Below are 11023 nucleotides of genomic sequence, written 5' to 3' on the forward strand. Positions count from 1 at the left end.
TGTGACAAATACACCGTTAACAGGATCAAAACTCGCGTGGATGACCATTGCTCTGTCATTGGCCACATTTATGCAAGTACTTGATTCAACAATTGCTAACGTTGCCATTCCAACGATTGCAGGTAATCTTGGCGCCTCTAACTCGCAGGGAACGTGGGTAATTACCTCTTTTGGTGTGGCAAATGCGATTTCAATTCCTATTACTGGATGGTTAGCCCGCAGGATTGGTGAAGTTAGGCTATTTTTATGGTCGACAGGCCTATTTGCACTAACTTCATGGTTATGTGGTATCTCTGGCAGCCTTGAAATGCTGATTTTATTCCGTGTGTTACAAGGGCTGGTTGCGGGGCCATTAATTCCCCTATCCCAAAGTTTATTGCTCAATAACTACCCCCCTGCCAAACGGAATATGGCCTTGGCGCTTTGGTCAATGACCATCGTTATCGCGCCAATTTGTGGGCCAATATTGGGTGGCTACATCAGTGATAATTATCATTGGGGTTGGATATTCTTTATCAACGTTCCATTTAGTATCGCAATTATCTTTGCCATTATGCAGACACTAAAAGGGCGTGAAACCAAAATTTCTATTCAACCCATTGATACTATCGGGCTAGTACTGCTAGTTATCGGTATTGGTGCCCTGCAAATCATGCTAGACCAAGGGAAAGAGCTAGATTGGTTTAATTCCACTGAAATTATTGTGCTGACCGTCATTGCTGTTGTTGCGATATCGTTCTTAATTGTTTGGGAACTCACTGACGATCACCCTGTCATTGATCTTTCGTTATTTAAGGAGCGCAACTTCACCATCGGTTGTTTATCGCTTAGTCTTGCATATATGCTCTACTTCGGAACAATCGTACTACTTCCCCAACTCCTACAGGAAGTTTATGGTTATACAGCAACCTGGGCGGGTCTTGCTTCCGCCCCAGTAGGCTTATTGCCCTTGTTGATCACACCAATTATTGGACGTTTCGGTAATCGCATTGATATGCGTTATATCGTAACCTTTAGCTTTATTGTTTATGCTGTTTGTTACTATTGGCGTGCTTATACATTTGAGCCGGATATGGGATTTGCCGCCGCGGCATGGCCACAATTTGTGCAGGGGCTAGCGATTGCCTGTTTCTTTATGCCATTGACGACCATTACTTTATCAGGGCTTCCTCCTGAAAAAATGGCCTCAGCATCAAGTTTATCTAACTTCACACGGACATTAGCGGGTGCGATTGGTACATCCATTACAACCACAATGTGGACACAACGCGAAGCGATGCACCATGAGAATCTGACGGAGTTTATTAACCCGTACAATCCAAATTCTCAACATATGTACAGTGAATTAGCCCAAATTGGTATGAATGAGCAGCAAAGTGCCGCCTATTTAGCGAAAACAATTACCGACCAAGGGCTGATCTTATCTGCAAATGAAATTTTCTGGTTATCTGCAGGGATCTTTATTTTGCTCATGGTCATTGTTTGGTTCGCCAAACCACCTTTTGGCGCAGGCTCTAAAGGTGGCGGAGCACACTAAACTCTAATTAATAAGGTCTCATAGATTCAATATGAGACCTTATTTTATTCACCAACATGACAGTATTTATACACTATAACGAGGAAAAAAATGTTGAAATCATGGATTGAAAATAGCGAGTTACTTGCCCTAATTAACTCAATCAGCGAAGGAGAAGCAGAGCAATATCGCCGTAAACTTATTACCTATGTTAATCGCTATCAAGAAGAACATTCCTTTGATATTCTTGAAGATGTTTTCACTTATATGCAGCTAAAACTTGAAGAAGATGATCTCGATTTTACTACTTTACCCCAACAAATTAGCGACGCCATTCAGGTAGGCTACTATGAATATTGTCTAAGTTTAAATGAGATTTCAGCTGCTTATAAAATTATCAGCAAGCCCACGCCTCTCACGCGTTTAGATATCAAATCTTTTATCAATCATATATTGGAAGCATTTTCCTGCAATTACCCTAAAGAAGAGTTTTTAGACCATGAACTAAATTATCTCACTGAATTATTAAGCGAGTTCTAAATTCACAATTTCATGCTCTATACCTTGCGTATCAATCACAGAAAGTGCAAAGGCATCAAAACCGTCACATTTGACTTGCTCCCATGGCATACTCAGCCCATTCAATAGCATAACATTTCCCATCGCATCAAACTCATAGCTCTCTTTTTCATCTTCATAATCAATATTATAAAAAAAGGAGAGCTTCAAAATCGCTGGGGGAAAGTCATATTTTATTGGTGATAACTGCTCAAGAGGCTCATCATAAGGTTGATCACAAAACATCGCATCATCCCCATGAATTGTGCCATCAAACAGCAAGAATGTTTGACCTGATACAGAGTGTTTAGCAATTATTATTAGGGGATGACTATCAGTTTCCATGATATAAGGGTGTGTTTCCCCATCGACAGAAATCACCTCACCCGTGAACCAAATTTCAAACGTATCCTCTGTCGATTGTGAGCCAAAATAAACCTCGGTCAATTCTCCGTTACCCTGTATTGAGGGGAAATCATGGGTTAAGTACGACGGAATTTTCATTCCTATCTCTCCATCAAATAATGTTGTACGCACATTGCTTAGAGCCTAATAATAAAAAAACTGCATATTAATTGGCGATAATTTCACCTTTCATATGCAGTTTTATTTATTAATTAAAATAACTAGTTAGCTTTATTCTGTTGCCACCATTGTGCCAACATAATCCCCGTCGCAACGGAAACATTGAGGCTCTCAACTTTACCTGTACCACCAATATACAGGCTCATATCCCCCTCGTTCCATACGCTGTCGCTCAAGCCATCACGCTCTTGGCCTAAGACTAACACCATTTTTGCTGGCAACTTAGCCTTCGCAATATCTTGGCTACCTTTATGGCTTGATGTCGTTACAATCGTATAACCAGCTTGGCGGAATTGGCTTAACGTGTTACTCAGACCATCAGCATCAATCGCTTTGATATGTTCAGCGCCACCTTCAGCCGTTCGAATCGCAGCACCAGACTCCACAACGCCCGCATCTTGTAAAATCACACCTTGCACGCCAAAGTGCGCACAACTACGCATGATGCCACCTAAGTTATGTGGATTACCGACATCTTCTAACGCCAAAACACAATCTTTTGCGGGTGCTTGTTGCAGATAAGTTTCCACACTCATACCACCGCGTTTTTTAATCAGAAAACAGACGCCGCCGTGGTGCTCTGTTCCAGATGCTTTCGTTAATTCTTCATCATCAACCACATGGTATGCTTTACGGTTAGCAGCCATCCACTTTAGCGCATCACGAAAACGAGGTGTGACTGATTGTAGGAACCATGCACGAACAATCGCTTCTGGGCGATTTTTAAACATCGCCTGACACGCATTTTCACCATAAATACGCGTTTCTTCTAAACGCTGTTTACGCAATTGCTCAGGGTCAATCTGGCTTTTACCGGCAATCCCACCATGATCATGGATTAACTCATCACTATTTGGCTTCGATACGGTGCGCCAAGCGGAGTGCTCACGAGGTGGTTGGCTTTTTCTATCATCAAAACGACCTGAACGCTCATTGCGACGTCCGCCGCCACCTCTTCTATCATTCGTGCGCTTATTATCTTGTTGACGCTTGCCTTTGCTATGACCATCATCTTGGCCTTCGCTACGGACATACATCACTTTTACTTTACCATTCTTACCATTAAAATCATTCGAGTCGTTCATTGCTATCCCCTACAAAGCTATGGCGCGAAGGTTACATGATGTTGCCGAGCTACGCCACTGATTCACGCTATTATTGCATCTAAAAGATGCCGAATATACTTCTATCGTCATTTAACGGATTTACGTACAATACGCGCTTTGTTTTATCAAAACCGTACAATATCAAAAGCTGCACCCAACATGACTAAAAATGCCGTTTATACATTACGCCAAGAACGCCTGACCGCCTCAACGAAACCCTTTAAAGCACGAGGGTGTCGCGTTAAACGCTGTCATTATTGCCTACTTCCCGTTCCACAATGCCTGTGCCAAGAAATTGTCCCAGTCCACGCTAAGAGCCAATTCTGTTTAATCATGTATGAGGGAGAGGTCTTTAAACCAAGTAATACAGGAAAACTGATCGCAGATATTTTACCGAATACGCTGGCTTTCCAGTGGTCAAGAACCGATCCAGACCCACAACTCCTTGCTGCGATTCAAGACCCAACACGGCAGCCTTATATTATTTTCCCTGAAAGTTATGCTCAAAGTGGAAGAACGGTAGTCAACCAGCCAACCGTTTCAGATAAACCTGCATTATTTATTTTATTAGACGGTACATGGCCAGAAGCACGCAAAATGTTCCGTAAAAGCCCTTATCTTGACCAGATCCCTGTATTATCAATCAATACAAAAGCACGAACAGATTATTTATTGCGTACCCCTTCAAAAGAGGATCAACACTGCACAGCAGAAGTTGCAGCAACACTCCTTGAGCTAGCAGGAGATACTTCCGCTTCTAAACAGCTCTTCAACCATTTTAACCTATTTAGAGACAAATACTTGGAAGGCAAGCCGCATCATCCACTCGCACAAATGCGCCAAGCAGAAAAGCAGCTAACTCAAAGTGAGTAGAAAAAATAAGCGATTGTTTATCTACAAAGATGAACGTCATGCAACTTTAGGATAGTTAGCAGTTTAAAACGTGAACATCATTAGATAATTCCATTAAATAAACAGGATAAACTAGCACTAATTATCAGATACGGCATAGTATTACTTGGCTTCTCAATATTCTTTGAACGGTGTTTTCGCTCACTAAAGCAAAAGGTTATCTGCCATGGGTTTACTGAGTCAGTTAGAATCGTTATTTAGACCAAAATCGATCGCTGTGATTGGTGCTTCTGAAAATCCGAATCGTGCAGGTTCGGTAATGATGAAAAACTTATTAACTAATGGTTTTAAGGGGCCTATTCTCCCTGTCAACCCTAACCGAAGCTCTATTCTTGGCGTGCTAGCTTACCCATCCATCGATAAATTGCCTTTAAAACCAGATCTTGCGGTCATCTGTACTCACCATTCGAAAAACCCTGAATGTTTAAAACAGCTCGGTGAATATGGCTGTAATGTGGTTATTATTTTATCATCTCCTTCAATTCAATTCGCTGAACTCAAGAAAATCGCCCAGCAATATCAAATAAGGCTACTCGGTCCAAATAGCCTCGGTATACTGGCTCCATGGCAAGGGCTTAATGCGAGTTTTTCACCGATCCCAATCCTAAAAGGGAAATTAGCCTTTATCTCTCAATCCGCTGCCGTTTCTAATACCGTACTGGATTGGGCGCGTCACCGAGATATTGGCTTTTCTTACTTTATCGCCTTGGGTGATAGCATTGATATCGATATTGATGATTTACTGGATTATCTGGCTCGCGACAGTAAAACGAGTGCTATTTTGCTCTATCTTGAAAATATTAGCGATGCACGTCGTTTTCTTTCCGCCTCACGTAGCGCATCACGGAATAAGCCAATTCTAGTAATAAAAAGCGGTCGTACCCGAAAAGCTCAACAACTACTCGGTGAAAAACCAAGTCTTGATGCGGCATACGATGCTGCCATCCAGCGTGCAGGGCTGCTTCGAGTACAAGATACTCATGAAATGTTTTCTGCGGTTGAAACCCTAAGCTATATGACGCCTCTACGAGGGGAGCGCCTATCTATCATTAGTAATGGCGCCGCCCCTGCGGCGATGGCTTTAGATGAGCTACTGCAACGAAACGGTAAGCTCGCTACCTTAAGTCAAGAAACAGAAAATGAACTTAGTTCACTCCTTCCCCTTGACCTCTCAACCCAAAATCCTATCGACCTAGGTGATGATGCCACCGTTGATCGCTATATTAACGTATTGAACAAAATGCTCGATAGCCATGACCATGATGCACTGTTATTGATCTATACACCTAGTGCCATAACAGAAAGCAAGACAATGGCAGAAAAAGTCATCAAAACCATTAAGCAGCATCCAAGAGGTAAGTGGTTAACCATACTAACTAACTGGTGTGGCGAATACTCATCACAAACCTCACGTCGGCTCTTTAGTGAAGCAGGGATACCAACATATCGTACACCTGAAGGCGCGATAACCGCATACATGCATATGGTCGAGTACCGACGCAACCAAAAACAGTTAAAAGAAACGCCAGCGCTCCCAATTGGTATCACAGCCAACACTCAGCAAGCACATGAATATATTCAACAGGCTCTACAAAATAACAACTTACACTTAGACACACATGAAGTTCAGCCTATTTTACAGGCTTATGGTTTAAACAGCCTACCAACTTGGATAGCTCATTCTAGTGATGAGGCAATTGAAATTGCAGAGAAAATTGGCTACCCCGTCGCATTAAAGTTACGTTCACCAGATATTGTGCATAAATCAGAAGTACAAGGGGTAATGCTCTACTTACGTAATGCTAAAGAAGTGGGAGATGCTGCTAAAGCCATTATGGAGCGTGTATCCACCAATTTCCCCAATGCACGTATCGAAGGTTTACTGGTGCAAAGTATGGCGAACCGTGCTGGCGCCCAAGAGTTGCGTATTGCCGTTGAACTTGATCCCGTCTTCGGCCCATTAATTATGCTAGGGGAAGGCGGTATTGAATGGCAACAAGAGAGCCAAGCTGCGGTCGCTTTACCACCATTGAATTTGGCCCTAGCGCGATACCTAGTTATTCAAGCCATTAAAGGCTATAAAATCAAAGCGCGCAGTGCACTGGCACCACTCAATATCCCAGGGCTGGCGAGTTTGCTGGTGAGGGTTTCAAACCTAATTATTGATTGCCCAAATATTGCACGACTAGATATTCATCCGTTACTCGCCTCTGGAGATGAATTCACTTTACTTGATGTCTCAATGACATTAATTCCAGAGCAAGAGAACCAAAAATCAAGGTTAGCGATCCGCCCTTATCCAAGCGAACTAGAAGAAACTATCTCACTCAAAGATGATCTCACTTGTTTGCTAAGACCAATATTGCCGGAAGATGAACCACTATTAAAATCATTTATTGAGCAAGTGACTAAAGAGGATCTTTATTATCGTTATTTTAGTGAAATCAGTGAGTTTACGCATGATGATCTCGCCAATATGACGCAAATTGATTATGACCGCGAAATGGCATTCGTGGCTGTTAGGGATCCTGATTCAAACCCTGAAATTATAGGGGTGACTCGCGCAATGGCAGATCCTGATAACCAAGAGGCAGAATTTGCGGTTCTCGTCAGATCGGATATGAAAGGGCTAACTCTTGGCTATCAATTAATGACTAAATTACTGAGCTATACCCGTTCACATGGTATAAAAAAATTGACAGCAATCACGATGCCCGAAAACCGTAATATGATCAGCCTAGCGAAAAAGTTAGGTTTCGAGATTGACGTTCAATTTGAAGATGGGGTTGTAAACTTAACATTACATTTATAACCCGATAGCCTAAATAAACCTGTACAACAATTAAACAGGTTTTTAATTTATTCTAAATGGTTTGGCTAAGTATGCTATCATCGACAGATCATTCGCTTACCAATACCTGAGAGTATATTTATACAAGCGATTTGCTATTAGACTAATTAAGAGAAAATTTACACTGTGATGTTGTCAAAATTAAAACAAGCAAAACATCAACAATATTTAGCGAGTTTACCTAAACTGGCTCAGTCTATTGCTGATGTTAAAACGCTATATAAGACAGAAGATTTTCGTGATGCTCTACTTGAACAAATATCTATTGCTCAACATTGCATCTACATCACTGCGTTATATTTAGAGCAAGATGATGCAGGTAAAGATATTCTTCATGCACTGTATGCCGCTAAGCAAGCGAATCCATCATTAGAGATTAAAATACTTGTTGATTGGCACCGTGCGCAACGAGGAAGAATTGGTGCAGCCGCTAATTCAACGAATGCAGACTGGTACTATGATGTTTCGCAACAATACCCGGACATTGATATCCCTATTTATGGTATTCCTGTGAATACACGGGAAGCCTTAGGTGTCTTGCATCTAAAAGGTTTTATCTTTGATGATACTTTATTGTACAGTGGCGCTAGTATTAATGATGTCTATCTACAGCGCCATGAAAGATATCGCTACGACCGGTATCAGCTGATCAAAAATAAGGCATTAACGACATCAATGAAGACTTATATTGATGATGCCTTACTAAAATCGGATGCGATTCAGCTATTGAATAAGGCAAACAGACCCAAAACCGCCGAATTCAAAAATATCATCAAACAATTCCGTCTTTCACTTAGAGGAAGCTCATATCAATTTAAGGGTAATGCAACTAATGGTGAATTAGCCGTCACGCCTCTAGTTGGTTTAGGCAAAAAAAATGACCTAAACCGAACAATTACCCATCTAATGAGTTCAACACAAAATAAACTCACAATCTGTACCCCTTATTTCAATCTTCCAGCCGTATTAGTTAGGATTATTAGCCGACTATTACGTGAAGGTAAGCAGGTGGAAATTATTATTGGTGATAAAACTGCTAATGATTTCTATATTCCCCCTGAAGAGCCATTTAAAATTATTGGGGCTTTGCCGTACCTCTATGAGATTAATCTACGGCGGTTTGTTAGCCGCTTACAAAAATTTGTTGATAGTAAGCAATTAACAATTCGTCTGTGGAAAGATGGTGATAATACTTATCACTTAAAAGGGATGTGGGTTGATAGCCAATGGCAACTTATTACAGGCAATAATCTTAACCCACGAGCGTGGGGATTGGATCTTGAAAATGCGGTTTTAATTCACGACCCAAATCAAGAGATGCAAGAGCAGCGTCAGCATGAACTTGACTGTATTCGCACTCATACAAAAATTGTGAGTCATTATCGTGAATTAGATAGTATCCAAACCTATCCAATCAAAGTGAAAAAACTCATTCGCCGCTTAAGACGAATTAGAGTAGACCGCTTAATCAGTCGTATTTTGTAATTTATCCGTATCTTGTATCTATAAAAAGCGCCACGACAGTGGTGCTTTTTATATTAGACCCGTTGATAAACAAATGAATCTGCTAAAAACATTATTATCTTATTTACTTGTTGGCTTAATTTTTACGATAACAGGCTGTTCAGGGGCTCACTGGGCAAATGATAATTGGCAAGGTAAGGATAAGGCACAGCATTTTGCTTTTTCAGCCGCAATGGCGATGGCCGGCAATGCTTATGCTGATAGGCAAAATTGGCAACATCGAGATGCTGCGCAATTTGGCGTTTTATTTTCCATTACCCTAGGAGCGGCAAAAGAGCTGTATGACAGTCGACCTAATGGTACGGGATGGAGCTGGCATGACTTTGCTTATGATGTCGCTGGAGCCGTTGCTGGGTATAGTTTATATCAAAGTTTAAAATAAGAACCAGTAATGATTTAGCAAATTTATTTGCTCCCTACTTTTTATTCGCATATAGCGCGTATTCTTCACGAGTCATACCGCCGAATTGCCGATTAAAATCATCAAATGTTATATCTTCAGATATACCAAAATGAGCAAAAGCCAGTTTTTCCAACGGTGTTTTACGACTTTCTACTGTTTTTATTTCTGAAAAACTGACACCAAAATTAACACCATGTCTCAACAATTCCATATCTTGAATACCACTAGGTAGCATTGATGCGTGTTCATTTGGATGGCTTTTTATTCCAACTCCCCAACATAATCGAGTAAAAGAGTCATTAGATAGTGATCTTCCCGCTTGAATGGGAAAATCAATATCATCGGCAGTTAAAAGTTTATTTCCAATAATCTCGTATACACCTCTCATAACATGGTCATCCATCATGAAAAATGAATCCGATAAGCTGTGCTGTATAATTTCTTCAATAGGCATATTTTTTTCTTGGCTTTTGAACTGATACGTTCGAACAATTAAGGGAACCGTCATGAGATCATTCCAAATATGCTCTTGCTTCAGCACGCCTGCTTTTTTTATCTTAGTGATCTGACCTATAATCAGAGCAAATCCATAATATTCTAGGTCTATTTCATAACAAAAAATATCGCCATTCTTATATTTAACATTTTTTCGTGGGGCATTTTTCATACGTTCCACTTTAGAGAAATAACGTTCATCTCTTGAAGACACAAATGTGGCTAACCATTGGCGAAACGCATCAACAGTTCCAATTTGCTGAGGAAATGGAATAGGTAAACGAAGGCTATTTTGGCTATTCGTCACATTTAACGTCGCACCAATTCCTGAAGTGCTTAAAGTTAAACTAAAACGACAACCCGTACTTTTCATTCCATTAATCGATGTATAATTTAATTTTTTCTCTTTGCCTTTTGCTGTTCTAGGCAAAACAAACTCTCTATTTCTCGTTTTAATCAAATTATCTTCTTCAATATATAGGGTATTGATAAAACCCTCACCACTATGCTCATAGTTATAGATAATTTTACAGATAGCATCACCATCAAAATAAACAACCATCCCTTTTTTGATTTCAACTCTATCCCATTTAGCGGATATCAATTCCAAGCCAAAAAGCTCTCTTTCATCATTGGTGAGGATGATATTTTCCATGTATTGACTACCCATAACCTATACCTCTATAAATCTGAATATTTGAACTGTAAAAATACCTAAAATGTAGGTAATCAACATCATCCATTCCCTCTATCAATACCAGAAAGTTTTTTTATTTTTGCTAGTTATTTACCTATAAGTAGATAAAATTGATATCGAGTACTCTGTATGATAAAGCGATCTAAACCATTATGTTATTTAGATACAGATTGCTATCCATAAAAAATAAATACCAGTCATTCCATATAAAATGGTATCAAACATTAAAATAATGTCTAATGGTGAGTCATTCCTTTATCTCTACTCAATATATTTGCTACCAATATGCAGTTCGCTGGCACAGGATTGGTGAGAAAGAGCCATCAATGGGGTTAGTGGTGACAGTGGAGGTAAAAGGATTACAGTATGACGTGCT

The 11023-nt window shown here is 40.3% G+C and carries 9 protein-coding genes; 6 read left to right on the forward strand and 3 right to left on the reverse strand.

The window, feature by feature from the left end; all coding sequences use genetic code 11:
• Position 1 precedes the first annotated feature (1 nt).
• On the forward strand, positions 2 to 1537 hold the full coding sequence (gene emrB / locus PR833_RS04030) for a multidrug efflux MFS transporter permease subunit EmrB (protein WP_036943452.1): 1536 nt from the start codon (positions 2 to 4) through the stop codon (positions 1535 to 1537).
• Between the two features lie 90 nt (positions 1538 to 1627).
• A complete protein-coding gene (locus PR833_RS04035; RefSeq protein ID WP_053110343.1) occupies positions 1628 to 2056 on the forward strand; it encodes a hypothetical protein in 429 nt (142 codons plus the stop codon).
• Here PR833_RS04035 and PR833_RS04040 read toward each other — a convergent pair.
• Positions 2042 to 2578: a hypothetical protein gene (locus PR833_RS04040; protein ID WP_272525897.1), complete on the reverse strand. Its 537-nt coding sequence runs from the start codon at positions 2576 to 2578 to the stop codon at positions 2042 to 2044. The two genes, PR833_RS04035 and PR833_RS04040, sit on opposite strands and share 15 nt — an antisense overlap.
• Positions 2579 to 2700: 122 nt before the next feature.
• Positions 2701 to 3744 carry a tRNA/rRNA methyltransferase gene (locus PR833_RS04045; protein WP_072502896.1) on the reverse strand — a complete coding sequence of 348 codons (1044 nt, stop codon included), beginning with the start codon at positions 3742 to 3744 and terminating at the stop codon, positions 2701 to 2703.
• A 180-nt stretch (positions 3745 to 3924) separates the two neighbouring features.
• On the opposite strand from PR833_RS04045, the gene PR833_RS04050 reads away from it, so the two are divergent.
• From PR833_RS04050 to PR833_RS04065, 4 genes are all read left to right on the forward strand, one after another.
• Complete coding sequence (locus tag PR833_RS04050) at positions 3925 to 4638, forward strand: tRNA-uridine aminocarboxypropyltransferase (protein WP_014657699.1); 714 nt, start codon at positions 3925 to 3927, stop codon at positions 4636 to 4638.
• A gap of 205 nt (positions 4639 to 4843) precedes the next feature.
• On the forward strand, positions 4844 to 7489 hold the full coding sequence (locus tag PR833_RS04055; protein ID WP_014657698.1) for a bifunctional acetate--CoA ligase family protein/GNAT family N-acetyltransferase: 2646 nt from the start codon (positions 4844 to 4846) through the stop codon (positions 7487 to 7489).
• 168 nt (positions 7490 to 7657) lie between these two features.
• Positions 7658 to 9013 carry a CDP-diacylglycerol--serine O-phosphatidyltransferase gene (gene pssA / locus PR833_RS04060; RefSeq protein WP_004917572.1) on the forward strand — a complete coding sequence of 452 codons (1356 nt, stop codon included), beginning with the start codon at positions 7658 to 7660 and terminating at the stop codon, positions 9011 to 9013.
• Positions 9014 to 9086: 73 nt separating this feature from the next.
• Entirely contained in the window at positions 9087 to 9434 is a 348-nt protein-coding gene (locus PR833_RS04065) for a YfiM family lipoprotein (protein ID WP_060560644.1), read from the forward strand.
• A 34-nt stretch (positions 9435 to 9468) separates the two neighbouring features.
• On the opposite strand, the gene PR833_RS04070 is transcribed toward PR833_RS04065, so the two are convergent.
• Positions 9469 to 10620: an immunity 26/phosphotriesterase HocA family protein gene (locus PR833_RS04070; protein WP_014657696.1), complete on the reverse strand. Its 1152-nt coding sequence runs from the start codon at positions 10618 to 10620 to the stop codon at positions 9469 to 9471.
• Positions 10621 to 11023 lie beyond the last annotated feature (403 nt).

Source organism: Providencia sp. PROV189 (assembly GCF_028480065.1).
Taxonomy (GTDB): Bacteria; Pseudomonadota; Gammaproteobacteria; order Enterobacterales; family Enterobacteriaceae; genus Providencia; species Providencia stuartii.

Bases quoted from the DNA above. Each gene is read 5' to 3' on its own strand.
- PR833_RS04035 (WP_053110343.1), top strand. From the start codon at position 1,628: ATGTTGAAATCATGGATTGAAAATAGCGAGTTACTTGCCCTAATTAAC.
- PR833_RS04040 (WP_272525897.1), bottom strand. From the start codon at position 2,578: ATGAAAATTCCGTCGTACTTAACCCATGATTTCCCCTCAATACAGGGT.
- PR833_RS04045 (WP_072502896.1), bottom strand. From the start codon at position 3,744: ATGAACGACTCGAATGATTTTAATGGTAAGAATGGTAAAGTAAAAGTG.
- PR833_RS04050 (WP_014657699.1), top strand. From the start codon at position 3,925: ATGACTAAAAATGCCGTTTATACATTACGCCAAGAACGCCTGACCGCC.
- PR833_RS04055 (WP_014657698.1), top strand. From the start codon at position 4,844: ATGGGTTTACTGAGTCAGTTAGAATCGTTATTTAGACCAAAATCGATC.
- pssA (WP_004917572.1), top strand. From the start codon at position 7,658: ATGTTGTCAAAATTAAAACAAGCAAAACATCAACAATATTTAGCGAGT.
- PR833_RS04065 (WP_060560644.1), top strand. From the start codon at position 9,087: ATGAATCTGCTAAAAACATTATTATCTTATTTACTTGTTGGCTTAATT.
- PR833_RS04070 (WP_014657696.1), bottom strand. From the start codon at position 10,620: ATGGGTAGTCAATACATGGAAAATATCATCCTCACCAATGATGAAAGA.